The 25542-nt window shown below is 71.8% G+C and carries 23 protein-coding genes; 6 read left to right on the top strand and 17 right to left on the bottom strand.

What is annotated here, in order from left to right; genetic code table 11:
- Nucleotides 1–29 precede the first annotated feature (29 nt).
- From VJ976_RS11790 to VJ976_RS11775, 4 genes are read right to left on the bottom strand one after another with little or no spacing between them, the layout of a single operon-like run.
- Nucleotides 30–395, bottom strand: a complete 366-nt coding sequence (locus VJ976_RS11790; protein WP_324100420.1) for a hypothetical protein — start codon at nucleotides 393–395, stop codon at nucleotides 30–32.
- A 30-nt stretch (nucleotides 396–425) separates the two neighbouring features.
- Complete coding sequence (locus tag VJ976_RS11785) at nucleotides 426–3305, bottom strand: aconitate hydratase (protein ID WP_324100419.1); 2880 nt, start codon at nucleotides 3303–3305, stop codon at nucleotides 426–428.
- Between the two features lie 49 nt (nucleotides 3306–3354).
- On the bottom strand, nucleotides 3355–4650 hold the full coding sequence (locus VJ976_RS11780) for a class I SAM-dependent RNA methyltransferase (protein WP_324100418.1): 1296 nt from the start codon (nucleotides 4648–4650) through the stop codon (nucleotides 3355–3357).
- Nucleotides 4647–6665 (bottom strand): APC family permease, encoded by a 2019-nt coding sequence (locus VJ976_RS11775; protein ID WP_324100417.1) that lies wholly within the window; start codon nucleotides 6663–6665, stop codon nucleotides 4647–4649. Before VJ976_RS11775 ends, VJ976_RS11780 begins: the two co-directional genes overlap by 4 nt.
- Before the next feature lie 58 nt (nucleotides 6666–6723).
- Between VJ976_RS11775 and VJ976_RS11770 the strand changes: the two genes are divergently transcribed.
- The gene (locus VJ976_RS11770; protein ID WP_324100416.1) at nucleotides 6724–7386 is read left to right on the top strand and encodes a TrkA family potassium uptake protein; all 663 of its coding nucleotides are present in this window, start codon (nucleotides 6724–6726) and stop codon (nucleotides 7384–7386) included.
- Nucleotides 7387–7398: 12 nt separating this feature from the next.
- The gene (locus VJ976_RS11765; protein ID WP_324100415.1) at nucleotides 7399–8100 is read left to right on the top strand and encodes a TrkA family potassium uptake protein; all 702 of its coding nucleotides are present in this window, start codon (nucleotides 7399–7401) and stop codon (nucleotides 8098–8100) included.
- Between the two features lie 15 nt (nucleotides 8101–8115).
- Here VJ976_RS11765 and VJ976_RS11760 read toward each other — a convergent pair whose 3' ends face one another.
- The 8 genes from VJ976_RS11760 to VJ976_RS11725 all read right to left on the bottom strand — a co-directional run bounded on the left by VJ976_RS11760 (nucleotide 8116) and on the right by VJ976_RS11725 (nucleotide 13620).
- Nucleotides 8116–8799 carry a DUF3159 domain-containing protein gene (locus VJ976_RS11760; protein ID WP_324100414.1) on the bottom strand — a complete coding sequence of 228 codons (684 nt, stop codon included), beginning with the start codon at nucleotides 8797–8799 and terminating at the stop codon, nucleotides 8116–8118.
- Entirely contained in the window at nucleotides 8792–9163 is a 372-nt protein-coding gene (locus VJ976_RS11755; protein ID WP_324100413.1) for an OB-fold nucleic acid binding domain-containing protein, read from the bottom strand. The genes VJ976_RS11760 and VJ976_RS11755 overlap by 8 nt, the downstream gene beginning before the upstream one ends.
- Nucleotides 9160–9873 carry a DUF3710 domain-containing protein gene (locus VJ976_RS11750; RefSeq protein WP_324100412.1) on the bottom strand — a complete coding sequence of 238 codons (714 nt, stop codon included), beginning with the start codon at nucleotides 9871–9873 and terminating at the stop codon, nucleotides 9160–9162. Before VJ976_RS11750 ends, VJ976_RS11755 begins: the two co-directional genes overlap by 4 nt.
- A gap of 10 nt (nucleotides 9874–9883) precedes the next feature.
- The gene (dut, locus tag VJ976_RS11745) at nucleotides 9884–10357 is read right to left on the bottom strand and encodes a dUTP diphosphatase (RefSeq protein WP_324100448.1); all 474 of its coding nucleotides are present in this window, start codon (nucleotides 10355–10357) and stop codon (nucleotides 9884–9886) included.
- A gap of 43 nt (nucleotides 10358–10400) precedes the next feature.
- The gene (locus tag VJ976_RS11740) at nucleotides 10401–10700 is read right to left on the bottom strand and encodes a DUF4193 domain-containing protein (RefSeq protein WP_324100411.1); all 300 of its coding nucleotides are present in this window, start codon (nucleotides 10698–10700) and stop codon (nucleotides 10401–10403) included.
- Between the two features lie 139 nt (nucleotides 10701–10839).
- Entirely contained in the window at nucleotides 10840–11781 is a 942-nt protein-coding gene (locus tag VJ976_RS11735) for an inositol monophosphatase family protein (protein WP_324100410.1), read from the bottom strand.
- A gap of 4 nt (nucleotides 11782–11785) precedes the next feature.
- A complete protein-coding gene (locus VJ976_RS11730; protein WP_324100409.1) occupies nucleotides 11786–12946 on the bottom strand; it encodes a ferrochelatase in 1161 nt (386 codons plus the stop codon).
- On the bottom strand, nucleotides 12943–13620 hold the full coding sequence (locus VJ976_RS11725; protein WP_324100408.1) for a trimeric intracellular cation channel family protein: 678 nt from the start codon (nucleotides 13618–13620) through the stop codon (nucleotides 12943–12945). The genes VJ976_RS11730 and VJ976_RS11725 overlap by 4 nt, the downstream gene beginning before the upstream one ends.
- A 144-nt stretch (nucleotides 13621–13764) precedes the next feature.
- Here VJ976_RS11725 and sepH point away from each other — a divergent pair, with 144 nt between their 5' ends.
- The gene (sepH, locus tag VJ976_RS11720) at nucleotides 13765–15138 is read left to right on the top strand and encodes a septation protein SepH (RefSeq protein ID WP_324100407.1); all 1374 of its coding nucleotides are present in this window, start codon (nucleotides 13765–13767) and stop codon (nucleotides 15136–15138) included.
- A gap of 47 nt (nucleotides 15139–15185) precedes the next feature.
- Here sepH and VJ976_RS11715 read toward each other — a convergent pair whose 3' ends face one another.
- The 4 genes from VJ976_RS11715 to VJ976_RS11700 are packed head-to-tail and all read right to left on the bottom strand — an operon-like array spanning nucleotide 15186 to nucleotide 20200.
- Nucleotides 15186–15674, bottom strand: coding sequence for an MFS transporter (locus VJ976_RS11715; protein WP_324100406.1), 489 nt, complete (start codon nucleotides 15672–15674; stop codon nucleotides 15186–15188).
- 56 nt (nucleotides 15675–15730) lie between these two features.
- Nucleotides 15731–16882, bottom strand: coding sequence for a nucleotide pyrophosphatase/phosphodiesterase family protein (locus tag VJ976_RS11710; RefSeq protein WP_324100405.1), 1152 nt, complete (start codon nucleotides 16880–16882; stop codon nucleotides 15731–15733).
- Nucleotides 16879–17466 (bottom strand): DUF5998 family protein, encoded by a 588-nt coding sequence (locus VJ976_RS11705; protein WP_324100404.1) that lies wholly within the window; start codon nucleotides 17464–17466, stop codon nucleotides 16879–16881. The genes VJ976_RS11710 and VJ976_RS11705 overlap by 4 nt, the downstream gene beginning before the upstream one ends.
- Nucleotides 17467–17482: 16 nt before the next feature.
- Nucleotides 17483–20200, bottom strand: a complete 2718-nt coding sequence (locus VJ976_RS11700; RefSeq protein ID WP_324100403.1) for a GNAT family N-acetyltransferase — start codon at nucleotides 20198–20200, stop codon at nucleotides 17483–17485.
- 54 nt (nucleotides 20201–20254) lie between these two features.
- On the opposite strand from VJ976_RS11700, the gene VJ976_RS11695 reads away from it, so the two are divergent.
- Together VJ976_RS11695 and VJ976_RS11690 are read left to right on the top strand one after the other, a co-directional pair.
- Nucleotides 20255–20890 (top strand): nitroreductase family protein, encoded by a 636-nt coding sequence (locus tag VJ976_RS11695; RefSeq protein WP_324100402.1) that lies wholly within the window; start codon nucleotides 20255–20257, stop codon nucleotides 20888–20890.
- 81 nt (nucleotides 20891–20971) lie between these two features.
- Nucleotides 20972–23464, top strand: a complete 2493-nt coding sequence (locus tag VJ976_RS11690) for a DNA topoisomerase IV subunit A (RefSeq protein ID WP_324100401.1) — start codon at nucleotides 20972–20974, stop codon at nucleotides 23462–23464.
- Between the two features lie 3 nt (nucleotides 23465–23467).
- Here the strand turns inward: VJ976_RS11690 and VJ976_RS11685 are convergent, their stop codons facing one another.
- Nucleotides 23468–24313: a UbiA family prenyltransferase gene (locus VJ976_RS11685; RefSeq protein ID WP_324100400.1), complete on the bottom strand. Its 846-nt coding sequence runs from the start codon at nucleotides 24311–24313 to the stop codon at nucleotides 23468–23470.
- A 78-nt stretch (nucleotides 24314–24391) separates the two neighbouring features.
- Between VJ976_RS11685 and VJ976_RS11680 the strand changes: the two genes are divergently transcribed.
- Complete coding sequence (locus tag VJ976_RS11680; protein ID WP_324100399.1) at nucleotides 24392–25498, top strand: type III polyketide synthase; 1107 nt, start codon at nucleotides 24392–24394, stop codon at nucleotides 25496–25498.
- Nucleotides 25499–25542: the final 44 nt, after the last annotated feature.

Genomic DNA, 25542 nt, shown 5'->3' with positions numbered 1-25542 from the left:
GCCCTGCCGTCCACTGTGCCAGAGGCACCTCAGCGTTTGCTGATGGGCGCTCTGACCGACAGCGCCTCCAGCATCATCTCCGCCGCGCGGAGCGCGGCGCGCAGCCGCAGTCCCTCGGCGGTGAGCGCCTCCAGCACGTCCCCGAGGCTGCCGGTGGGCAACAACGGCCCGAGCTCGGGCCGCACGTCGCGCCATGCCCCGCGCATGGCTGCCAGCTCGGCCTGCAGGTGCCGCACGGTGACCCAGGCGAGGGCCACGGGGTGACGCCGCCAGGCGGCATACCCGCGGTAGTCGGCGGGGCACTGGTCGAGCAGCCAGGACGTCGCCGCCTGTTCCCAGCCGGCCACACCGGGGGGCGGCACGCGCGCCGGCCACCCTGGCGGTCCTGAGGTCATGCGAACAAGTGTACGACTCCTCGCCGTCGCTCAGGTCAAGGAGCGCAGCACGTACTGCAGGATGCCGCCGTTACGGAAGTACGCCGCCTCACCCGGGGTGTCGATGCGTACCACCGCGTCGAACTGCCTCTCCTCGCCGGAGCCCCCGGACGCGGGGGTGGCGGTGACCGACACGGTGTCGGGAACCTCGCCCTCGGTCATGTCCGCGATGCCGGTGACGGTGAAGGTCTCCGTGCCGTCGAGGCCGAGCGACTCCGCGTTCTCCCCCTCGGGGAACTGCAGCGGCAGCACGCCCATCCCGATGAGGTTGGACCGGTGGATGCGCTCGTACGAGACCGCGATGACCGCCTTGACGCCGAGCAGCCGGGTGCCCTTGGCCGCCCAGTCCCGGCTCGAGCCCGACCCGTACTCCTTACCCGCCAGCACGACCAGGGGCACGCCCTCTTCGGCGTAGGCCTGTGCCGCCTCGTAGATCGAGGTCTGCTGGTCCTCCTCGGAGCCGGCGAGGAAGTTGCGGGTGTAGCCGCCCTGCACGTCGTCCAGCAGCAGGTTCCGCAGCCGGATGTTGGCGAAGGTGCCGCGGATCATCACCTCGTGGTTGCCGCGCCGGGAGCCGTAGGAGTTGAAGTCCTTGCGCTCGACACCGTGCTCGGCCAGGTACTGCCCCGCCGGGCTGTCAGCCTTGATCGCACCGGCGGGTGAGATGTGGTCCGTCGTCACCGAGTCACCCAGCAGGGCGAGCACGCGCGCCCCCTCGATGTCCTCCAGCGGCTCCGGCTCGGACTGCATCCCCTCGAAGTACGGGGGCTTGCGCACGTAGGTCGATCCGCCGTCCCACTCGAAGGTGTCACCCTCGGGCGTGGGCAGCGAGGTCCACCGCTCGTCACCGGCGAAGACGTCCTGGTAGTCCTGGGTGAACATCTCCCGCGAGATCGACGAGGCGATGGTCTCCTCCACCAGCGAGGCCTCCGGCCAGATGTCCGCCAGGTAGACCTCGTCGCCGTTCTCGCCGGTGCCCAGCGGCTGGGACTCGAAGTCGAAGTCCATCGACCCGGCGAGCGCGTAGGCGATGACCAGCGGGGGCGAGGCGAGGTAGTTCATCTGCACGTCCGGCTGGATCCGGCCCTCGAAGTTCCGGTTGCCCGACAGCACCGCCGTGACCGCGAGGTCGTTGTCGTTGATCGCCTCGGAGATCTCGGGCGCGAGCGGCCCGGAGTTGCCGATGCAGGTGGTGCAGCCGTATCCGACCAGGTGGAAGCCGAGCTTCTCCAGGTACGGCCACAGGCCCGCCTTGTCGAAGTACCCGGTGACCACCTTGGACCCCGGGGCCATCGAGGTCTTGACCCACGGTGGCACGCTGAGGCCGCGGTCCACGGCGTTCTTGGCCAGCAGCGCGGCCGACATCATCACCGACGGGTTGGAGGTGTTCGTGCAGCTGGTCACCGCGGCCACGGCGACGATGCCGTGGTCGATCTCGAAGTCCTGCCCGTCGACGGTCACCGGCACCGGAGTGCTCGCGCGGTCACCGGTGCCCTCCGGCGGCACCGGGGTGATCTTGGGACGGGAGGACTCGCCGGCCTCGTCGTCGACCTCCGGGGACGGGGAGTCCGAGGCGGGGAAGCTCGAGTCGACCTCGTCGTCGAGATCCGAGGCGTCGCTGCCCGGGTTGCTGTCGTCGTGGTCGACGTAGGTGCGCAGGTCGGAGCGGAACTGCTCCTTGGCCCGGGAGACCTCGATCCGGTCCTGCGGCCGCTTGGGCCCGGCGATCGAGGGGACCACCGTGGACAGGTCGAGCTCGAGGTACTCGCTGTAGCGCGCCTCGGCCTCGTCGTCCGGGTCCAGCCACATCCCCTGTTCCTTGGCGTAGGCCTCCACCAGAGCGATCTGGTCCTCCTCCCGGCCGGTGAGACGCAGGTAGTCCAGGGTGACCTGGTCGATCGGGAAGATCGCGCAGGTCGAACCGAACTCGGGGCTCATGTTGCCGATGGTCGCCCGGTTGGCCAGGGGGACCGCAGCCACGCCGGAGCCGTAGAACTCGACGAACTTGCCGACCGCGCCGTGCTCGCGCAGCATCTCGGTGATGGTCAGCACGACGTCGGTGGCCGTGGCGCCCGGGGGGATCTCGCCGCTGAGCTTGAAGCCGACGACCGAAGGGATGAGCATCGAGACCGGCTGGCCCAGCATCGCCGCCTCCGCCTCGATGCCGCCCACGCCCCAGCCGAGCACGCCGAGGCCGTTGACCATGGTGGTGTGGCTGTCGGTGCCGACGAGGGTGTCCGGGTAGGCGAGGGTCTGGTCGGGGTCGTCCGGGCTCTGCCGCGTCATCACCGACCGGGCCAGGTGCTCGATGTTCACCTGGTGCACGATGCCGGGGCCCGGCGGGACCACCTTGAAGTCCTCGAAGGCCTTCTGCCCCCAGCGCAGGAACTGGTACCGCTCGCCGTTGCGCTCGTACTCGATCTCCACGTTGCGCTCGAAGGCGTCGGGCTGACCGAAGACGTCGACGATCACCGAGTGGTCGATGACCAGCTCGGTGGGGACCAGGGGGTTGATCTTGGCGCTGTCGCCACCGAGGTCGCCCATCGCCTCTCGCATCGTGGCCAGGTCGACGATGCAGGGCACGCCGGTGAAGTCCTGCATCACCACCCGGCCCGGCGTGTACTGGATCTCGGTGTCGGGCTCGGCGTCGGCCTGCCACTGCGCCAGGGCGGTGATGTGGTGCGCCGTCGTGTTCACCCCGTCCTCGGTGCGCAGAAGGTTCTCCAGGAGTACTTTCAGGCTGTACGGCAGGGTCGCGGCGCCCTCGATCTCAGCGATGCGGTAGATCTCGTACTCGCGCCTGCTGTCGCCGTCGCCCACGGCCAGCGTGCCCTTGGCTCCGAAGCTGTCACTGGTGTCCTGGTCGCTCACGCCGGCTCCTCTGTCGCTCCATCACGGTGGGTCCGCAACTATCTCGATATCAAGATATCCGATGCTCTCGTGTGGTCCCAGTCTCTCGCACCGGCTCGAAGTGGGCCACACACTCCACGTGATGGGTCATCGGGAAGGCGTCGAGCACCCGCAGACCTCGCAGCCGCCAGCCCAGCGACAGCAGGGATGCGGTGTCCCGCGCCAGAGCGGCCGGGTCACAGGCCACGTAGGCGATCACGCGGGGCCGCAGGGTAGACACGTCGGCGATCACCGCTGCTCCGGCCCCGACCCGGGGCGGGTCCAGGACGACCAGGTCGACCGGCCGACGAGAGCGCCGACCCCGGGCGGGGCGCAGCTCGCGCAGGACCCGGTCGACCCGTCCGGCCCGCATCCGCGCCTGGGGCCAGGGAGCCAGGTTCGCGCGCCCGTGCTCCACCGCCGCAGGCTCGGACTCCACCGCGGTCACCCGGCCCGCCGGGCCCACTGCCTCTGCGAGGGCGGCAGCGAACAGACCCACACCGGAGTACAGGTCCAGCGCCCTCTCCCCGGCCCGCGGCTGCACCATCTCCAGCACCTCCTCCACGAGGACCTGGGCGGCGGCCGGGTGCACCTGCCAGAAGCCGCGCGCCGCCACCGAGAACGAGGCTGGGCCGCCCGGCAGCCGGACGGTCTCGGTGACCGACGGCGAGGCGTCCGTCGGCACGGGCACCACCGCCCGGCCGCTATCCGCCACCACGACGTCGACCGCGTCGCTGCCGGGATAGCGCCGGGCCAGGACGTCGGGTGCGCGCAGCGCGGGGTGTGCGATCAGGCAGTCGCTGACCGGGACGATGTCGCGGGAGCGGTGACGGCGCAGACCCGGCACCCCGCCCTCGGTGACCGCGAACTCCACCCGCGTCCGCCACCCCAGCCCCTCCTCGGCGGAGTCCGCCGCCTCCTCCGGCTCCGGCAGGGGCTCGCACCGGGTCTGGCCGAGCTCGGCCGTCAGGTCCAGCCCGGCCAGGCGGGCGAACTGCTCGTGCACCACCCGGGTCTTCAGCGCGCGTTGGGCTACCGGGGTCAGGTGCTGGAAGTCACAACCTCCGCACCCGCCTGGACCGGCATACGGGCAGGGCGCCGGGCGCCGTTGCTCACCTGGACGCAGCACCTGCACGGCGTCGGCCTGCACGAAGCGGCCACCCTTGCCGATTCCGGTGATACGGGCCGTGACCCGCTCTCCCGGCGCCGTGTGCCGGACGAAGAGCACCCGGCCCTCGTGCCGGGCCACACAGTGGCCGCCGTGCGCGACGTCTCCGACCTCGACGTCGAAGCTGTCTCCGACCCGCCACTGGGTGGCGGGTCTCACCGTTTCGCGGAGCGCGGGGAGACGGCGGACTGCTCGGAGTACACGGTGAGGTCACCGTGCTCGGGTCGCACCCCCTTGCCCTGCCACGGCACCGTGACCACCATGACGCCAGGACACTTCACGAGCTCGGAGCGCAGGTGGTCGCGAGCCCGGTCCCGCACGAACGGAAGGATGGGGTTCTTGGCGATGTACTCCGCGAGGTAGACCACCACGAGATCGCGTGGTCGGTCGCGGTGGAGCCGGCCGACGTAGTCCATCACCGGACGCACCTGCTCACGGTAGGGGGCCTCGAGCAGGCGCAGACCGATCGGGATGTCGCGACGGTCCCACTCCTGACGGATCGCCGCGGTGCGCTCGGGCACGGTGTCCACCAACACCGCCTCCAGGACCTGGGGCCGGGCGGCACGGGCCCAGGTGACAGCCTGCAGGGTGGGCCGGTCGACCTTCTCGACGTACACCAGGGCATGCACCCGCGCCGGGACCGCCGGCCGGGGTGTCTCGTCCTCCGGGAGCGCGGTCTCGGCCCGCATCGCGGAGTGGAAACGGTCGACCATGGTCATCACCATCCAGATGAGTGCGATGAAGAGCAGGGCGAGGCCCGCTCCTTGGGTGAATCGGGTGAGGATCACGACCACGAGCACCGTGGCCGAGACGACAGCGCCGACGATGTTGATGGCCCGGCTGCGCAGCATCGCCCGGCGCTGCTTCATCCCCAGCTCCAGGCGCATCTGGGTGTTCCAGTGCCGGATCATGCCGAGCTGGCTGAGCGTGAACGAGACGAAGACACCGACCAGGTACATCTGGATCAGCTGGGTGACGGTGGCCTGGAACACCAGCACCAGCACCGTCGCTCCCGCGGCCAGCAGCAGGATGCCGTTGGAGTAGGCCAGGCGCACTCCCCGGCTGAGCAGCTGGCTCGGCAGGAAGTCGTCGCGAGCCAGGCGCGAGGCGAGGACGGGAAAGCCGTTGAAGGCGGTGTTCGCCGCGACGATGAGCATGACCCCGGTACAGATCGAGACCAGGAGCACGCCGAGACTGTCGCCGCCGAAGATCACCTTGGACAGCTGCCCCAGCACCGGGTCCTGCACGAAGTCCTCCCCGACCGGCCGGCCCTCGGAGCGGATCTGCTCCTGGGGGTCCAGGGCCATCTGGATGCCGGTCTCCCGGGTCAGCGTGATCACACTGAGGAGGATGGTGATGGACAGCGTCGCCATCACCAGGAGCACGGTCGCGGCGTTCTTCGACTTCGGTCGCTGGAAGGCCGGCACCCCGTTGGCCACCCCCTGGACCCCGGTCAGAGCGACGGTCCCCGAGGCGAAGGCACGCAGCAGCAGCACCGCCAGTCCGAGCGCGGTGAGCGTCTCGAACCCTTCGGCGGGGCGCAGCTCGAGCTGGGAGCTGGCGGCCTTCGACAGGCTGCCGAGCGCCCACTGCGTCATCCCGACGCCGATCATCAGCGCCATCGCGGCGAGGAAGGCGTAGACCGGAACCGCCAGTGCCCGACCGGACTCCCTGACCCCGCGCAGGTTGATCAGCGTCAGCCCCACGATGAGGGCCACGGCCGCGGCGGGCTCGTAGCCGCGGAGGAACTCCAACGCGCTGGCCGCGTTCTGCACCCCCGCCGAGACCGACACGGCCACGGTGAGGACGTAGTCGACCATGAGCGCAGCCCCCACCCCCAGGCCGGCGGTGGAGCCGAGGTTGACCGAGGCGACCTCGTAGTCGCCGCCTCCACTGGGGTAGGCGTGCACGTTCTGCCGGTAGGACGCCACGATGATGAGCATCACCAGCGCCACCGCCAGGGTCACCTCCCACGAGTGGAAGAGCACGGCCGCGCCACCGGCCAGGGCCAGCGTGAGCACGATCTCGTCCGGCGCGTAGGCCACCGAGGACAGCGCATCGCTGGCGAAGACCGGCATGCCCAGACGCTTGGGAAGCAGCGTCTCGTTGAGGCGGTCCGTGCGCAGCGCACGGCCGACGAACATGCGCGTCAGCAGGCGCCGCCCCAGACTCATGCGCTGATTCTAGGAGTGTGCTCCCGCGGCGCCGTCGCGAACGCGCTAGCGTCACGGTGTGCACTTCGTGATCATGGGCTGCGGCCGGGTCGGGGCGACCCTGGCCACGAGCCTGGAGAACCGCGGTCACGACGTCGCGGTGATCGACCAGAACGAGACCGCCTTCCGTCGGTTGTCCACCGAGTTCAGCGGTCACCGGGTCAAGGGGGTGGGCTTCGACCGCGACGTGATGCGCAGGGCCGGGGTGCCCGAGGCCTACGCCTTCGCCGCCGTCAGCAGCGGCGACAACTCCAACATCATCGCGGCCCGGGTCGCCCGGGAGACCTTCGGCGTCAAGCGCGTGGTGGCCCGCATCTACGACCCGGGCCGTGCTGAGATCTTCGAGCGGCTCGGCATCCCCACCGTGGCCACCGTGCGCTGGGCCGCCGACCAGACGCTGCACCACCTGCTGCCCCAAGGCTCCACCCCGGACTACTTCGACCCCACCGGCAAGCTGGTGCTCGCGCAGATCCACGTCCATGAAGGGTGGATCGGCCACCGGCTCAGTGAGGTCGAGGAGTACTCCGGCGCTCGGCTGGCCTTCATCTCGCGACTGGGCGACGCGCAGCTGACGGACCGCGAGACGGTCTACCAGGAGGGCGATGAGGTGCACCTGATCACCGAGCGATCGGCGTTGCCCCGGCTGGAGCAGCGCCTGGACAACCCGCCGCCGCAGGACTGAGCGGGGACGACGATGCGTATCGCCATCATCGGGGCGGGAAGCGTGGGGCGCTCCATCGCCCGTGAGCTCATCCACAACGGCCACGACATCCTGCTCATCGACCGGGACGCCACCGAGGAGGAGACGGCGCGGGTGGCCGCGGCGGACTGGATCGTCGGCGACGCCTGCGAGCTCAGCGTGCTGGCCGAGGCGGACCTGGAGAGCTACGACCACGTGGTCTGCGCGACCGGCGACGACAAGGTCAACCTGGTGGTGTCCTTCCTGGCCAAGACCGAGTTCGCGGTGGCCCGGACGGTGGCGCGGGTCAACAACCCCCGCAACGAGTGGTTGTTCACGGACGCCTGGGGGGTCGACGTGGCCGTGTCCACGCCCCGGCTGATGACGGCCTTGGTCGAGGAGGCCGTGGCCGTGGGGGACCTGGTGCGGTTGTTCGAGTTCCAGCAGGGCAACGTGCACATGGTCGAGCTCACCATGCCGGACAGCAGTCCCTACGTCGGCGAGGCCGTGGGCAACGTGCCGCTTCCCGCAGACACCGTGATGATCGCGATCCTTCGCGACGCCCGCGCGGTCATGCCCATGCCGGACGAGCAGCTGGCGGTCGGTGACGAGGTCATCTTCCTGTGTCCACAGGAGGCCCAGGAGGAGCTGGCCCTGACGCTCAACCCCGATGCGCACCCGCGCAGCTCGGAGGACACCGACGAGGACGAACGGTAGGCGCCCGATCTCGCGTCAGTCGGGCTCGGCCGCGCCGACCGGCGTGCGCCCGGTGCTGAGCATCACCCCCATGACCAGGATGGCCGCCAGGTAGGCGGGCCACCCCAGGGCGATCTTCGCCACGCCGAGCCAGACCACCTCACCGGCCAGGTACAGCGGCAGCATCACGGCCACGCGCACCGCGAAGAGACCCACGAGCACCCAGGTGAGACGGCTGCAGACGCGCACGAGCGGAAGGTCCCGGCGCCATCGCGTCGGGTCCTTGGCGTAGTCGGGATCGGCTGCGGCGACGAGGAACCCGATGACCGGCCACCGCCCCAGGATCGAGGCGAGGGTCAGCACCCCGTAGGCGCCGCTGAAGATGATGCCGGGCAGGAAGGCGTCCTCGGCCTGACCGCTGCGCAGCGCGAAGAACGCCGCGATCGCGATCCCGGCCAGGGAGGAGAGCACGTACCGCACCGACCCGCCCACGTACATCCGCACCCCGAGCAGGATGAAGGTCAGGCCGATCGCAGACAGCACGGCGACGCGCACGTCGTCGCGCACGACGTACATCACCACGAAGGCGACCGTGGGCAGGGCGGTCTCGACCGAGCCGTACCAGCCGCCCAGCAGCTCGGCCAGCCGAGCCCGGATCACGTTCTCGACCGTGCGCTCGGCGCTGGGCTCCGCCTGCGGCCCGCGGCCCGGCTCAGCCACGGGAGGGGAGCAGGTCGTAGGAGGGGTTGAAGATGAGCAGACGGTCAGTGGTCTCGTCGTAGGCCACCCGCCCCCGCACGGTGAGGTAGGCCCCCGGGGTGATGCCGGCGATCGAGCGCCGCCCCAGCCAGATCAGCTCGACGATGCCGCTCCCGTCGTACAGCTCGACGCGGACCTCGGGTGCCTGGCGTCTCGGCGGCACCGCCACGCTGTGCACGGTGCCGGTGATGGCGGCCTGGTCGCGGTGGCGCAGAGTGGCGATCCGCACGCACCCGGGACGGGCACACTCGGCAGCGATCTCCTCGGCCTCGACGTCTCCCTGGCTGCGCAGCAACCCGGCGAAGGCCGTGGCCAGGGCGCTCACGACGGTGCCCCGGCGGCAGTGTCCGTGTCCGTGGCAGCACGTGCGGACGGTTCGGCCTCGGCGGCGTCCGGCTGCACCGGCGGCGGAGTGAGCTCCAGCAGCTCTCGCGGTGGCTTGGGCTCGTGGCCGCGGTCGACGACGATCTCCCGTGCGAACGCGGTCAGCCGGCGCAGCGCAGCGTGCTGGGTGGCTCCGGGACCGTGGATGACCAGCCGCAGGAACCAGGTGGGGCCGTCGACACCGTAGAAGCGAGCGCTGTTGTAGACCACCTGTCCGTCAGGCCCCTGGGCGGGCAGCTTCGTCAGCAGCTCGGTGCCCATCAGGCCCTGCTGCTCGTGCAGGGCTCCTCCGGCCTTGCGGATCCCCTCGGCCAGCTCGGCGCGGATCTCGTCCCAGATCCCCTGCGAACGTGGCGCGGCGAATGCCTGCACCTGCACCGTGCTCTCACCGAGCTCGCATGTCACGCCCACGACACGGTGGCTGTCAGCCTCCACGTCCATCCTCAGCGTCATGCCGCTGACCGGTGGGATACGCACGGCACCGAAGTCGACGAGCCCACCGGGCTCGGGGCGCTCGGAGGAGTCGAACGGGCCGTCCAGACGGCGCTCCCAGTCGCGGTCGACCCCGGGCTCCCCCGCGGGCACGACGGGCTCCGCCTCGTCCTGCGATGGAGCGGAGCGGGCCTTGTCTCGCTTGCTGAACAGTCCCACTGCGGTGCGCTCAGTCCTTCGTGTCGTCGGAGGCGGGTCCGGGACCGAACCCGCCGGTGGAGCCGTGCCCCTGGTCTCCCCGGGCGCTACCGGGGAGACGACGCACCTCGGTGAAGGCGATGGGCTGGACCGGGTGCACCACCAGCTGGGCGATCCGGTCGCCGGGACGGACCCGGAAGGTCCGCGAGCGGTCGGTGTTCAGCAACGTCACTCTGATCTCACCGCGATAACCGGCATCGACCGTACCGGGTGAGTTCAGCACCGTGACACCGTGTCGCGCGGCCAGCCCGCTCCGGGGGAGGACGTAGGCAGCGAAACCGTCCGGGAGGGCGATCGCGATGCCGGTGCCCACGGTGGCCCGCTCCCCCGGCTCCAGCTCGTGTGCCGTGGCGGCCCGCACGTCCAGCCCCGCGTCGCCAGGGTGTGCCGCTGTGGGGAAGGCCAGGTCACCGCCGTCGGCCCCGGTGTCGGTCCGGCAGAGCAGGACCGGAACGGCCGACACGCTCACCGACCCGAACCTGCCGGGCTCAGGCGGCGCACTCGCTGCAGACCAGCAAGCCGCCGGACTCCGAAGCAAGCTGGCTCCGGTGGTGTACCAGGAAGCACTTCGAACAGGTGAACTCGTCCGACTGCCGAGGAAGCACACGCACGGAAAGCTCCTCGCCGGACAGGTCGGCGCCGGGCAGCTCGAAGCCCTCGGCGTGCTCCGTCTCGTCCACGTCCACGGTGCTCGCGGACTTGTCGGCACGGCGAGCCTTCAGCTCCTCGAGGGAGTCCTCGTTGATGTCGTCCTCGGACTTGCGCGGTGCGTCGTAGTCGGTTGCCATGACTGCGTCCGGTCCTCCCTAGCTCGGTCGAAAAGTCGGCCTTGCCGGCCCAATCTCGATATGTGCCGGTTGAACGCCGAAGGTCTGCGATTTGTGCCCGCGCCAGCCCGACGTTCTTGCGGTGAGCCGGGATTGTGCCCTATGCCGGCCCGTTTTGCGAGCCGCCGCTCTCCCCAGGGCGGGGTGGAGCCGCCAACGCCTCGCGCAGCAGCGCCAGCAGCTCGGTGTGCAAGCCCGCTGACGCGCACGCAACCATGTCCGGCGAGGCGGGCGCATCGAGGCCACTGAGCACCGCCCCGGCCTCCGCCGCCACCAGTGCCCCCGCAGCCATGTCCCAGGCCTGCACACCTCGCTCGTAGTACGCGTCGAGCCGGCCGGCCGCGACCGAGCACAGGTCCAGTGCCGCCGACCCCATCCGTCGCAGGTCCCGGACGCGCGGGAGGAGCTCGCCGACCACCGCGGCCTGCTGCACCCGCCGCTGCGTGTCGTAGCTGAAGCCGGTACCGACCAGGGCCTTCGTCAGCGGGACCGAGGCGGGAACGCTCAGCTCCCGTGGGGTGGGGAAGTTGGCGCCGCCCGTGCTCTCCAGGCGCGCTCCGCCGCCGGCGTGAGCGTGGAAGATCTCGTCCACCCCGGGGTTGAAGACGGCACCGGCCAACGGCGTCCAACCTCCCGCCGCCGTCGGGTCGCCCCAGACGACGGCCACCGACACCGAGTACGCCGGGAGGTCGTACAGGTAGTTCACCGTGCCGTCGATGGGGTCCAGCACCCAGGTCAACCCGGTGCTGCCCGCGCTCCATCCGTCCTCCTCGCCCAGCACCGCATCGTCGGCTCGATGCTGGGCGAGCCGCGCTCGCAGCAAGTCTTCGCAGCGGGTGTCCATCTCGGTGACCACGTCCAGGTCCGTCGCCTTGGTCTGGGCCACGTCCACCCGGTCCGGCCGCTCGTCGCGGATGAACCGCCCCGCCTCCAGCGCGAGCTCGACGGCCAGCTCGCGGAAGCCGGCCCGATCGGCTGACCCCGGCATGCCCGCGGCCTCCGCCGCCGGCAGAGCCCGGCCCCCGCAGTAGGCAGCACGCACCAGGTCAGTCCTGCCCGCAGCAGGCCGGCAGGGCCGCCCGCAGGTTGGGGCAGCAGCCGGCCCGGCAGACCACGGGGCGCGGCTGCGGCTGCGGCCAGGAAGGCTGCTGCACATCCTCACCCCGGGCCAGCGCGGCTCGCTCGAGCACCAGGTCCACCAGCCCCGAGACGAACTGGACGTCGACCCCGACGGTGGGCACCCGCACCATCTCCAGCCCCAGCTCCTCGGCGGTCTCGCGGGCCTCGGTGTCGAGGTCGAAGACCACCTCCATATGGTCGGAGACGAAACCGATCGGTGCTACCACGACCCTGGTGACCCCCTCGTCGCGCAGAGCGCGGAGGTGGTCGTTGATGTCGGGCTCCAGCCAGGGCTGGCTCGGCGGGCCGGAGCGCGAGCAGTAGGCCAGGTCCGCCTGCACCGGCCGTCCGATGGTGGCCGACACCTCGTCACCGATCGCCGCGGTCAGCTGCTGGTGCTGGGTGCGGTAGAGGTTGCCGTCGTCCTCACCCGGCCCCGAGGTGTCGTCCATCGCCTCCGGGATGGAGTGGGTGACACAGACGATCCGAGGGGCCGGCTGCCCGGGGTCGGCCTCGTGCAGCGCGCGGACGGCGTCGTCGACGAGCCGGACGTTGGTGGCCGAGAAACCCGGATGGTTCCAGTAGGGCCGGACCTTGTCGATGCTCAACGCCAGCCCCTCCTCCCCCAGCGCGCCCAGCGCGGCAGCCATGTCCTCGCGGTACTGACGGCAGGAGGAGTAGCACGAGTAGGCGCTGGTGGTGACGGCCACGATCGAGCGTGCCCCGCCCACGTGGGCCTCGCGCAGCGTGTCGGTGAGGAAGGGCGGGGAGTTGCGGTTGCCCCACAGCAACGGCGTGGCGACGCCTCGCCGGTCCATCTCCTCCCGCAGCGCCGACAGCAGCGCCCGGTTCTGGTCGTTGATGGGGCTGCGGCCACCGAAGTGGTGGTAGTGCTCCGCGACCTCCTCCAGTCGCTCGTCCGGGATGGCGCGCCCAGAAGTCACCCGACGCAGGAAGGGCATGACCTCATCGGGCGCCTCCGGCCCGCCGAAGGACACCAGCACCACCGCGTCGTAGGGCCGGAGCTCGTCCTCCGGCTGCGCGTCGTCGACAGGCTCGTCGGCCGGTTCGGCCAGCGGTGAGCTCATGGATGGTCTCCTGTGCGGAAGGTGGTCGGGGCGTTCAGGTCCAGCATCACTGCCACCATACGGATGGAAAACACCAGCATGACGGAACCCCAGACCACCCACGTGGCCAGGTACCCCGCGGCGAAGGCGAGCACGACACTGAGCGACCCCACGAGAGCGGGCACCGCGTACAGCTCACGACGCAGCACCTCCGGGACCTCCCGCACCAGCACATCGCGCAGCATGCCACCCCCGACGGCCGTCACGACCCCGATCAGCACGGCCGCAAGAGCAGGGCTGCCGAACGACAGCGCCTTCAACGCCCCGCCCACGGAGAACACCGCCAGGCCGGCAGCGTCCAGCACCCGCACCATCCGCGTCACCAGGCCGATCCGCACCCGGTGACGCCGACCTCGACGCCGCGCCTCCATCAGCCGGGGATGGACGGCGAACACGAGCAGCCCGGCAACCACCGCCGCCGCCAGCAACCGCCAGTCACTGACTCCCACGGGAGGCACGTCGCCCAGGAGGACGTCCCGGATCATCCCGCCACCCAGCCCGGCGATCCACGACAGCACCGCGACACCGACCAGGTCCAACCCCTTGCGGACGCCGACGAGCGCGCCGGAGAGCGCGAACACGAAGACGCCGATCAGGTCGAGGGCGAGCTGCAGCTCGCTACTGGAGGCCACCATGGTCGCCTCAACGTACTCTGGAGCCTGCCGGGCGTTGCTTCCGGCGGCGTGGCGGGTGCAGGGCCCGGAGGCCAGGTGGCAGAGTCGGAGCACCCCTGATCGGCACAATGGACCCACGAGACGGCACGGCTGAGGAGCGATCGTATGGACCAGCTGCGGTTCACGGGGCTGCACGAAGACGGAGCCCACGTGGTCCTCACGGCCGCCGACGGCACGGACTACTCGCTGCCCATCGACGACCGCCTCCGCGCCGCCCTGCGCCCCTCCGCGGGCGACCCGGGCTCTCGCAGCACCCCGGCCACCCCGCGGGAGGTGCAGACGCGGATCCGGGCGGGGGCCGACGCCGAGGAGATCTGCGAGGACACCGGCTGGAGCGTGGAGCGGGTGCGACGGTTCGAGGGCCCGATCCTCGCCGAGCGCGCCCACGTGGCCGCTCAGGCCCAGGCCGCGTCGGTGCGCTCGCACGAGCGCGGCAACCCGCCACCGACGCTGCAGCCTCGGGTGCGCGAGCGCCTGGCCGCTCGGGGGGTGGACACCGAGCACGTCTCCTGGGACGCCACCCGGCCGGATGGCGGCCAGTGGTCGGTCCGGGTCCAGTTCATGGCCGGTCAGCGCATCCGGAACGCGACCTGGACCTTCGACCCCGCGACCCGGTCGGTGGAGGCCGTCGACGACGAGGCACGCTGGCTGAGCGAGGACGAGCAGAGCCTGCCGGCGGCGGGGGCCGCCACCGCGCTGTTCGGGGGCGGCATGGACGGCCCGGACGACCTGATGTCCTCCATCCGAGAGCGGAGCCGCCGGCGCGGACACGGCGCTCGAAGCGGGTCAGGGCGAGGTCAGACCGATGGACGGTCCGCCCGCCGTCGGGGTGTCACCGAAGCCGACCCTGGCGCTGACCCCGGGGAGGGGATCGCACCGGACGCCGTGGGCGACTCCGAGGCGGACCCGGCGAGCGCGGATCCCAGCGCCGTACCCGGTCGCACGAGCATCCCGGACCAAGCCCTGCCGCTGGAGGACCTTCCCTACGACCCCGACACCATGGGGCTCCCCCCGGCTGCGGGGCGGCCGGCCGAGGAGGCGGCCGATGCTTCCTCCGGCGACGGGGATGCGCCCGAGCAGGTCGCCGGTGCGCCGGATCCGGACCACGAGGTCGCCGGGATCGACGACGAGGCTGCCTCCATCGTGGGCGACGACGACGAAGCCGCAGACGAGCAGGACGCGGAGGACCGGAACGAGGTCGGCTACCTCGTGGATGAGCACCTGGACGGCGAGGAGGGCTTCGAGGAGGGCTTCGAGGAGACCCGCGAAGCAACCCTGGCCGACTTCTTCGGAGACGAGGAAGACGAGGAGCCCGAGCAGCCCGAGCAGCCCGAGCAGCCCGAGCAGCCCGAGGACACGATCGAGACGCCGCCAGAGGACACCCATACCGACCCCCCGGTGAAGGCAGGCAAGCCGCGCAAGGGTCGGCCCAGCGTGCCGAGCTGGGACGACATCATGTTCGGCGCCCGCGACCGCTGACCGCTGACCGCTACCGCTGGGGCGCCCGCGGCCTCACGGCTGCCCTACTAGGTGACCACGGCAGCTGCTCGCACCCGGCCCCGGGCGCGCGAGCTGCGCAACACCCACACCAGCCATCCCAGCATCAAGGCGGCCAGCACCGTCATCCCCAGGTCTTCGCGGACCGGGAGCGCCACCGCCAGCCCGCCGCCCAGCACCCAGGAGAGCTGGATCAGGGTCTCCGAGCGACCGAAGACGCTCGTGCGACGATCCCCGGGGACGTGCTCCTGGATCGTGGCATCGAGCGCCAGCTTTCCCAGCTGCTGGCACAGACCGACCACGAAGCTCAAGAGCAGGACCGTCGGCAGCGTGAAGACCGTCGCCGTGACCGCCGCCACGATGGTGTCCAGCAGCGCCATGGTCGAGTCGATCGCCCAGCGCCGGCCGTGCCGGAACCGGTCCAGGAACGGCCCGATCAGCGGGGCAAGAACACTGAAGGGAAGCAGCGTCAGGAGCAGGAACAGCGCAACCTGACCCCGCGCCTCGCCGGTGAGCACCTGAAGAACAACGACCCGGCCAGAGCCACCGCCACGACGGTGTCGCCCGATCCGGCTCAGGCAGACCCGTGCAACACCGGCACCGACATCTCCTCCGCGCTCATCGAACCGTGGTGCCCGATGAGGGCAAGGAACGCCGGTCGCGCGCTTGCCGAGTCCACCACCGTGGCCAGTCCTGTCATCGCGGTGACCACGTCGCCGATGCGAGGCCGGACCCGGGGGGTCACCGTCCCGAACCAGCCGGCGGAGACGGCCTCCTCGCCGCTCAAGACCTGCGCCTGCTCGCCGAGAACCTCCCGCCACCGCCGGTACACCTGCTCCTGGGCGCCGGGCCGGCAGAAGACGTGGGCCGCGCGCGGGTCACCACCCAGCAGGCGAACGTCCTCACGCAAGGCGGGCACCTCGGCGAGGTCGAAACGCTGGGCCAGCGGGGCGGACACCATCCCGTGGTCGGCGGTCACCGTCAGGGAGGTGCCGGCGGGCAACCGCTGCGCGACGCGCCGCAGCGTGTCGTCCGCCTCCTCGACCGCCGCACCCCACTGCCAGGAGTCCGGCCCGTGCACATGACCCGCTTTGTCCACCTCGTCGAGGTAGAGATAGGTCAGGCTGGGGGCGGGGTTGTCCCGCACTGCCGCCACCGTCGCCTCGACCCGTTCGTCGGCCGTTGTCGCAGCCCGGAAGCGGCCGCCGGCCAGCGCGGCCGTCGTCAGCCCCGACCCGGCGAAGGCCGGTCGGGAGACCGTCGTCACCTCGACGCCGGCGGCATGCGCCCGCGCGAGGAGTGTGGGGGCAGGCTGGTAGCCCGACGGCTCCGGTCCCGCCTCCCAGGAGAGGTGGCTGAACAACCGCTGGCCGTCGGAGGTCGGCGCCAGGGTGCCGATGAGCCCGTGCTCCCCACAGCTGAGACCGGTGCCGAAGCTGGCCAGGCTGCTCGCGGTGGTGGACGGGAAGCCACTGAGCACGACCGGGGCGGCCGGGGTCAAGGCACGCAGAAAGGGCGCGTGGCCGCCACGGTAGGCCAGCTGCTGCGCTCCCAGGCCGTCCACCAGCGCCACCACGGCCCGGCGCGCGCGAGGCAGGGTCAGAGCCGCCGAGCCGGAACGGCCCCACGAGGCGAGGTCGGGCCGGCCGAGCGAGGCCAGCACCGCCGGCAGGACGTCGGCCAGGCACGGAGTATGCGGTGCCGGCCAGGAGGCCCCGCTCGTCACCGTCCCAGTCGCGCGGACAGCTTCTCGGCGAAGCGCAGCGCGCCGGCCAGGGCCTCCTCGCCTTCGGAGTCGGCGGCGATGCGCAGCGAGATGTCGTCCCCGGCCACGGTCCCTTCGTAGCCGTGGTCACCCTCGCACTGCGGGTCGCCACACGAGGCGGGGACCAGGTCCAGCCTGGACACCGACCCCCAGCCGAGCGTCAGGGTGACGGCCCGCCCGCTCAGTCCCCCGGCGTACCCCTCCGGCGCGGGGATGACGTGCGTGAGCATCACCCCGCGCACGACGCGCAGCGGGACGACCTCGGTGGTGACGGTGGCCACGTGCTGCTGCCCGGGCTCGGAGGACTCGTGGTCGTCAGCGTGCCCGATCACCAGGCGGTGCTCGGTCAGCACCAGCACCGTGACGTGGCGCCGGACCGTCTCGGCGTCGAAGGTCATCTCCTGGTGAACGACGTGAGCCACCACGGGCTCGGCACCGAGCGCGGTCGCGACCACGTCGTCGACGACGGTCGGCAGGTAGCCGGCCTTCTCGATGTCGCGGCGCAGGTCCTCCGGCAGCGTGGACGCGGAGCGGGAACGAGCCATGTGCGTCATCCTCGCATCACGGGGGCTGGACGCCGCCCTCACCGTCCCGGTTGAGCGTGCGGCGGCTCAGGTCGGAACGCCCCGCCGACCGCGTCACCCGGATGTGCGCACCCAGGACGGCCACCCCCTCCGCGTGGGCGATCACCGGGTTGAGCGACAGTGAGGCGATCTCGAGGTGGTCGTCGGCGAGGAGCGAGACGCGCCCGAGGAGATCGTGTAGCGCAGCCAGATGCACCGGCTCGGCACCGCGGTATCCGCGCAGCAGCGCCGCCGCGCGGATACCGGAGACCATGTCGGCGACGTCACCGCTGCGCAGCGGGGGAAACCGGTGGGTGACGTCGTGCAGCAGGTCGGTCGGCACACCCGCCACGCCGAAGCCGACCACCGGCCCGAAGAGCGGGTCCTCGGTGGTGCTGACCTGCACGGCGACGCCGCTGGGGGCCGCAGCCTGCACCGCGATCGGGCTCACGACCGACGTACCGGCCTGCGACGCCCGCTCGGCCAGCGAGTCGGCCAGCTCGGTGTAGGCAGCTGCGCAAGCAGCCGGAGTGCTCAGGCCGATGCGCACCCAGCGCAGGCTCGGCTCGTGCCGCAGCTCCGGCGCGGTGGCCTTCAGCACGACCGGGCCGTCGATGCGCGCCGCGGCCTTGCGCGCGGACTTGGGACTGCTGACGGGATGGACCGGCCAGAGGCCGATCCCGTAGGCGTCGAGCAGGTCCTGGGACTGGCGTTGGCTCAGCACCCCGCCGCCCGGCTCCTGGCGCAGGAAGCTCTCGATGACGTCGTGGGCGGTCCTGCGGTTGACGCCGTCGGCGTCGAAGAGGCGACCCCGGTCGTGCCGGCGCCACTGGGCGTAGCGCACCACGCTGGCCAGCGCCCGCACCGCGTCCTCGGGCATCGCGTACGTCGGCAGGCCGCTGACCGTGCCCCGGTGGCCCAGCAGGGTCGCCACACACGGCTTGCCGTGGCGTGCGCTCTGCCCGGCCGCCGCCGGAGCGATCCGCTCGTCGATCGCCGGCTCGGTCGCCGGGGCCACCGGGACGACACACAGCACCACGGCGTCGACCCGCTCGTCGGCCATCGCCTCGGCGACGGCGGCCGACACCGCCTCCGCGCCGTCCGCACCCGAGAGGGTCACCGGCTCCCCCACGGTCTCCAGCCCCCAGGACTGGCAGGCCTCGCTCGCCAGGGCTCCCAGCGCGGGCGAGGTGGTGACGACGGCCACGCGGGGGCCGGCCGGCATGGGCTGGTGGAGCACCAGCTCGGCGACGTCGAAGAGCTGGTGGGTGTTCTGCACCCGGATCACCCCCGACTGGCGCAGCATCTCGTCGAAGACCTCGGGGCGTTGGCTGGTCCGGCGCACCCGGTGGCCCGGGGTGGCGCCTCCCGGGCCGACCCCCGACCTCACGGCCACGACCGGCTTGACCGCCGCCAGCTCCCGAGCGATGCGGGTGAACTTGCGCGGGTTGCCCATGGACTCCAGGTACAGGCCCACCGCAGCCGTGGCGTCGTCGTCGAGCCAGTACTGCATCAGGTCGTTGCCGGAGATGTCGGCCCGGTTGCCGGCGGAGACGAACGACGAGACTCCCAACCCCCGGCCCTGCGCTGAGCCGAGCAGAGCCACGCCCAGAGCACCGGACTGGGCGAACAAGCCAAGGCCGCCCATCTCCGGCCGCGTCGGGACCAGCGAAGCGTTCAGGCAGACGGCGGGGTCGGCGTTGATCAGGCCCAGGCTGTTGGGCCCCAGGAGCCGCATTCCACCGGCCCGGCAGGCGGCCAGCAGCTCGCTCTGGGCTCGAGCTCCCTCCGGCGTCCCGTCGTCGGCGAACCCCGAGGAGATGACGAGCACGGCCTTGGCCCCGACGACCTCGCACTGTCGCACCACCGGGAGCACCTGCGGCGCAGGCACGGCGATGACCACGACGTCGACCGGCTCCTGGATCTGCTCCAGGGAGCCGACCACCGGCAGCCCGGCGACCACAGCCGCGTTCTGCGCGGCGTGGGCCCCGACGGCGAACAACCGGCCCGTGAATCCCCCGTCCTTGATGTGGCGCAGCACCTGCCCACCCACCGACCCGCCGTCGGCCGGGACGCCCACGACCGCGACGCCGCTCGGGTGCAGCACCCGGCGCATGCTGCGCCCTTCGGCTCGGTGCTCCCGAGCCAGCCGCACCTCCCGGGACCGGTCGGTGGGCTCGATGTCGAAGGAGACGACGAGCACACCGTCGTCGTACTCGTGGCGCACCGCGAAGCCCGCCTCCCGGAACACGGCGAGCATGCGCCGGTTCTGCGGCAGGACGTCGGCCAGGAAGCGGCGGACGCCGAGCTCGGAGCCGATGTCGGCCAGGTGCTCCAGCAGGACCGAGCCGATGCCCTTTCCGCGGTGGGCGTCGGCCACGTTGAAGGCGACCTCGGCGGCGCTCCCCTCGTCCTCTCCGAGCCGGTCGAAACGACCGATCCCGGCGATCTCGCCCCCGATCACCACCACCAGCGCGACCCGGTCGTGGTGGTCCACGTGGGTGAAGCGATGCACGTCCCTGGCGCTGAGCTGGGGCACCGGAGCGAAGAAGCGCAGGTAGACCGACTCGGCGGACTGACCGGCGTGGAAGCGGTGCAGCCCTTCCGTGTCATCAGGGGTGATCGGACGCACCCGCGCGACCGACCCGTCGCTGAGCACGAGGTCGGCTTCCCACGCGTGCGGATACCCCGGGGCGGAGGCGTCCCAGTCGGCCATGACGACCAGCATTTCATGTCCGGGGCAGCAGCGTGACCTGCCAGAATGGCGGCCATGGAACTCGCCGACGCGGTACGGCGGCGGCGGATGAGGCGTTCGTTCGACCCGGTGCGGCCGCTCCCGCCGGAGACGGTGGAGGCGGCGCTGGAGGCGGCCACCCACGCCCCGTCAGCCGGGTTCAGCCAGGGGTGGGACTTCGTCGTGCTGCTCAGCCCAGCCGAACGGGCCAGGTTCTGGGACGCGGCCCTGGCCACGGCCCCCGACCGCGAGCCGGACCGGTGGCTGCGCGGCGTGAGCGCCGCGCCGTGCCTCATCGTGTGCTGCTCGGACCCTCAGCGCTACCGGCGGCGCTACGCCGAGCCCGACAAGGCCACCGACACCCCACGGCCTTGGCCGATCCCGTACTGGGACGTCGACACCGGGATGGCCGCGTTGCTGATGCTGCTCACCGCCGTGGACCACGACCTCGGTGGGCTGTTCTTCGGCGTGCCCGCCGACGCTATGGACGCGGTCCGCGCGGCGTTGGACATCCCCTCGGACCGCCGGCTGGTCGGGGTGGTGGCACTGGGCTACCCGGGCGCCGACGGCCCGTCGGCGCCGCGGCGACGGCACCGGCGTGCGGTGGCCGAGGTGGCTCACGCCGGACGGTTCGGGCGGGCGTGGAGTCGGCGCGCGTCCTCGTCCGGCTGAGCCTGCGTTCGGCATACCATCGAGGCGCCCGCGCCACGCCCGTCCACCTCCGTGGACGCCCCCCACGATCGGAGAGCCCGCATGTCACGCCGGTCCCGATCCGCATCGTCCGACGACGCGGACGGGGTTGCCGAGAACATCATCGATGTCGACGTGCAGAGCGAGATGCAGGGAGCGTTCCTGGAGTACGCCTACTCGGTCATCTACTCCCGGGCTCTGCCGGACGCGCGCGACGGGCTCAAGCCGGTGCAACGGCGCATCCTGTACGGGATGTCCGAGCTGGGCCTGCGGCCCGACCGGGCCCACGTCAAGTGCTCGCGGGTCGTGGGCGAGGTGATGGGCAAGTACCACCCGCACGGCGACCTGGCCATCTACGAGGCCATGGTGCGGATGGCGCAGCCGTGGACGATGCGACTGCCGCTGGTGGACGGTCACGGCAACTTCGGCTCCCTCGACGACGGGCCCGCCGCCTCGCGGTACACCGAGGCTCGGATGGCGACCTCGGCCCTGGTCATGACGGCCAGCCTGGACGAGGAGACCGTCGAGTTCGTCCCGAACTACGACGAGCAGCTCACCCAGCCCGAGGTGCTGCCGGCTGCCTACCCCAACCTCCTGGTCAACGGAGCCTCCGGGATCGCGGTCGGCATGGCGACCAACATGGCGCCGCACAACCTGGCCGAGGTCATCGGGGCCGCGCGTCACCTGATCGCGAACCCCCGGGCCAGCCTGGAGGACCTGATGCGCTTCGTCCCCGGCCCCGACCTGCCCTCGGGGGGCACGATCGTCGGTCTGGAAGGGGTCCGTGAGGCCTACGAGAGCGGGCGTGGCTCGTTCAAGACCCGCGCCACCGCGCGGATCGAGAACATCACGGCGCGGCGCAAGGGCATCGTGGTCACCGAGCTGCCGTACCTGGTGGGCCCGGAGAAGGTCATCGAACGGGTCAAGCAGCTGGTGCAGTCCAAGAAGCTGCAGGGCATCTCGGGGATCAACGACCTCACGGACCGGCGCACCGGCATGCAGCTGGTCATCGAGGTCAAGACCGGCTTCCACCCCGAGGCGGTCCTGGAACGGCTGTACGCCCTGACCCCCATGCAGGACTCTTTCGGCATCAACAACGTCGCCCTGGTGCAGGGGCGGCCACGGACGATGGGCCTGCGCGAGCTACTGCAGGTGTACGTCGACTTCCGCGTCGGGGTGGTACGGCGCCGCACGGCGTACCGACTGGCCCGTCGGGAGGAGCGGCTGCATCTGGTGGCCGGGCTGCTCGTCGCCATCGCCGACATCGACGAGGTGATCCAGGTCATCCGCAGCAGCGACGACGCGGCCACGGCCAAGGAGCGCCTGGTCGCGGTCTTCGACCTCACTCAGACCCAGGCCTCCTACATCCTGGACCTGCAGCTGCGCCGGCTGACGAAGTTCTCCCGGATCGAGCTGGAGACCGAGCGCGAGGAGCTGGAGCAGCAGATCGCCGGTCTGCGCGCCCTGCTCGAGGACTCCACCCTGTTGCTGCAGACCGTCTCCGACGAGCTCGCCGAGGTGGCCCGCGAGCACGGCACTGCCCGGCGCACCGTGCTGCTGGAGTCCTCCGGACTCACCACGCCGACGGCGGGCGCCCCCGTCTCGCAGGCGAGCCCGATGGAGGTGGCCGACGACCCCTGCCGCGTCCTGATGTGCAGCACCGGCCTGCTGGCCCGCACCAGCACCGACGAGACGCCGGGCTCCGCAGGCTCGCGGCGCAAGCACGACGTCGTCACCTCCGCGGTACGGACGACGGCGCGGGGCCAGGTGGGGGTGGTCACCTCACGCGGGCGTGTTCATGCCCTGTCGGTGCTCGAGCTGCCCACCCTGCCCAACACCAACGACAGCCCCGCCCTGTCCGGCGGCGCCCCCCTGGCCGCGTTCCTCGACCTGGCCGTCGGCGAGCGGCCGGTGGCGCTGTGCTCGCTGGATGCCTCCGACCGGCCCGGCCTCGTGCTGGGAACACGGAAGGGGGTGGTCAAGCGGGTCAACCCCGACTATCCGACGAAACAGGTCTTCGACGTCATCGCGCTCAAGGACTCCGACGAGGTGGTGGGAGCGACTGACCTGCGCGAGGACACCGAGCACCTCTGGTTCCTCACCAGCGACGCCAGCCTGCTGCGGTTCGTCGCGTCTTTGGTCCGCCCCCAGGGCCGGGGTGGGTCCGGGGTCGCCGGCGTCACGCTGACCACTGGGGTCACGGTGGTCGGGTTCGGGGCGGTAGCCCCCCAACCGGACGCCGTCGTGGTGACGGTTGCAGGGTCCTCGGCCGCTCTGCCCGGCACCGAGGCGGGCTCGGTCAAGGTGACCGCGTTGAGCGAGTACCCCAGCAAGGGACGTGCGACCGGAGGAGTCCGCGCGCACCGCTTCCTGCGCGGTCAGGACACACTCGTGCTGGGCTGGGTCGGCACGGCACCCGCTCGGGCGGCCTCGGCGAACGGGGTACCGGTCGACCTGCCCACCGAGCGTGGCAGACGGGACGGCTCCGGGACGGCCGCCTCGGCACCGATCGACGCGGTGGCGAGCGGCGCATGGGCCGACAGCACCGGCGCCTGAGCCTCACCCCGCCCCGACGAGCCGGGAGGTCAGCACCAGCAGCGAGGCGGTGAGCAGCGCCATCGCCACGGCGGCTCGGAAGGGCACCGCCCCTCGGCCTCGCGAGGCGAGCACGGCCAGGCCCGCGCCGAGGGTCACGACGGCCCACCCCCACCATTGGGTCACGCCCCCGACGCCGACCACCGACGTCACCATGGCGGCCAGCATGAGCAGGGGCGCGAGCCGCCGGGTCCGCGATGGCCCCAGCCGATGGGGCAGGCCCCGGATGCCGTGGCCCAGGTCCTGGCTCAGGTCGGGCAGCGCGTTCAGCAGGTGGGCTGCGACCCCCAGCAGGGCACCCACCACGACCATCCAGAGCGGCGGCAGGGTGGCGCCGGCACCCATCTCCGGAGGATGCGTGGCGAGCCAGACCACCGCGGGCAGCGACCCGAACGCCACCGCGTAGGGCACGAACGAGGCGGCGGTGGCCTTGGCCCCGAGGTTGTACGCCAGGCCGGAGCCGACCAGGCCCACCAGGTGCACCACCCCAGGCTCCCAGCCCAGGGCCAACGAGCTCACCAGGCAGACGCCGCCGGCGATCGCCAGGGCGGCGAGCGCGGCCAGGCGCGAGACCTGCCCGGTGGCCAGGGGCTTGTCGTGACGGCCGTCGTGCCGGTCCCGCGCCGCATCGAGCACGTCGTTGGACCACCCGATCACCAGCTGCCCGGTGAAGACGCAGAGCACCAGCAGCACCGCCACCCCCGGCGGGGCCGTGAAGGCGAAGGCCAACAACGCCGCCAGCGCTGTCACCGCCAGCGTCGGGCCGGGGTGGCAGCTGCGGGCCAGGCCCGCCGCCGTCGTCGTCGTCATGGCGCTGTCCGCTGGTCGATGGCGGCAGCGTAGCCGGGTGCGCGTCGGGCGCACAGACCGCACTCGTAGTCTGCGGGGGTGTCCACCATCGCAGCCGTCCGTGGGGTCGTGCCGGAGCACCGGTACGCGCAGGCCGAGCTGACGGCCTCCCTGGCCGAGCTTGCGGGGCTGCCGCAGACCCAGGTCGCCACGTTGTCGCGCATCCACGCCAACGCCGGTGTCGAGCACCGTCATCTGGCGCTGCCGATCGAGGACTACGGGCGGGTGACGAGCTCTTTCGACAGCGCCAACGACGCCTTCATCGCGGTCGGCACCGACCTGGCCGAGCAGGCGGTGACGCAGGCTCTGGCCGCCGCCGGGGTCAGGCCAGAAGACGTGGACGCCATCATCTCCACCACCGTGACCGGGCTGGCCGTGCCCTCGCTCGAGGCTCGCCTCATGGCCAGACTCCCGCTGCGTACCGACCTGAAGCGCCTCCCCCTGGTCGGTCTGGGGTGCGTCGGCGGCGCCGCCGGAGTCGCCCGCGCCCACGACTACCTCCTCGGCCACCCCGACGAGGTGGTGGTGCTGCTCTCCGTCGAGCTGTGCAGCCTCACGGTGCAGCGCGACGACACCTCGATGGCGAACCTGGTGGCCAGCGGGCTCTTCGGGGACGGAGCCGCGGCCGTCGTCCTCATGGGCGAGTACGCGGCGCGGCGCCACTACTCCTCCACGCTCGGCGCTCCGTCGGTCGTGAGCAGCCGCAGCCGGATGTACGCCGACACCGAGCGGGCGATGGGCTGGGACGTGGGCGCCTCCGGTCTGCGCATCGTGCTGGGCGCCGAGGTCCCGGACCTGGTGCGGGGGCACGTGCGTGACGATGTCGACACCTTCCTGCGCTTCGCCGAGCTCAGTCGAAGGGACATCGGCTGGTGGGTGGCCCATCCCGGGGGCCCGAAGGTCTTGGACGCCCTGGCGGACGCGCTGGAGGTCACACCGGACGCACTGGGGGTGACGTGGCGGTCGCTGGCGCGAATCGGCAACCTCTCTTCCTCCTCGGTGCTCCACGTCCTGGCGGACACCCTCAGGACGACTCCGCCTGAGCCGGGTTCCTGGGGCATGCTGATGGCCATGGGACCGGGGTTCTGCCTGGAGACGGTGCTGCTGCGGGCACCTGGAACGGTCGGAGTCGAGTGCGATGGGTGACTCCGGCACCTGGTACTTGGTCCTGATCCTCCTCGTCGCAGCAG

The sequence above is a fragment of the Ornithinimicrobium sp. genome (genome assembly GCF_035267225.1).
In the GTDB taxonomy this organism is placed as follows: Bacteria; Actinomycetota; Actinomycetes; order Actinomycetales; family Dermatophilaceae; genus Ornithinicoccus.
Note: the sequence above shows the minus strand (reverse complement) of the source record. Positions and strands in the feature narration are given on the sequence as shown.

Excerpts from the sequence above, each read along its gene's own strand:
- VJ976_RS11765 (WP_324100415.1), top strand. The coding sequence starts at position 7,399 with ATGCGTATCGCCATCATCGGGGCGGGAAGCGTGGGGCGCTCCATCGCC.
- VJ976_RS11725 (WP_324100408.1), bottom strand. The coding sequence starts at position 13,620 with ATGGTGGCCTCCAGTAGCGAGCTGCAGCTCGCCCTCGACCTGATCGGC.
- VJ976_RS11775 (WP_324100417.1), bottom strand. The coding sequence starts at position 6,665 with ATGAGTCTGGGGCGGCGCCTGCTGACGCGCATGTTCGTCGGCCGTGCG.
- VJ976_RS11730 (WP_324100409.1), bottom strand. The coding sequence starts at position 12,946 with ATGAGCTCACCGCTGGCCGAACCGGCCGACGAGCCTGTCGACGACGCG.
- VJ976_RS11685 (WP_324100400.1), bottom strand. The coding sequence starts at position 24,313 with ATGACGACGACGACGGCGGCGGGCCTGGCCCGCAGCTGCCACCCCGGC.
- VJ976_RS11700 (WP_324100403.1), bottom strand. The coding sequence starts at position 20,200 with ATGGCCGACTGGGACGCCTCCGCCCCGGGGTATCCGCACGCGTGGGAA.
- sepH (WP_324100407.1), top strand. The coding sequence starts at position 13,765 with ATGGACCAGCTGCGGTTCACGGGGCTGCACGAAGACGGAGCCCACGTG.
- VJ976_RS11790 (WP_324100420.1), bottom strand. The coding sequence starts at position 395 with ATGACCTCAGGACCGCCAGGGTGGCCGGCGCGCGTGCCGCCCCCCGGT.
- VJ976_RS11705 (WP_324100404.1), bottom strand. The coding sequence starts at position 17,466 with ATGGCTCGTTCCCGCTCCGCGTCCACGCTGCCGGAGGACCTGCGCCGC.
- VJ976_RS11690 (WP_324100401.1), top strand. The coding sequence starts at position 20,972 with ATGTCACGCCGGTCCCGATCCGCATCGTCCGACGACGCGGACGGGGTT.
- VJ976_RS11695 (WP_324100402.1), top strand. The coding sequence starts at position 20,255 with ATGGAACTCGCCGACGCGGTACGGCGGCGGCGGATGAGGCGTTCGTTC.
- VJ976_RS11740 (WP_324100411.1), bottom strand. The coding sequence starts at position 10,700 with ATGGCAACCGACTACGACGCACCGCGCAAGTCCGAGGACGACATCAAC.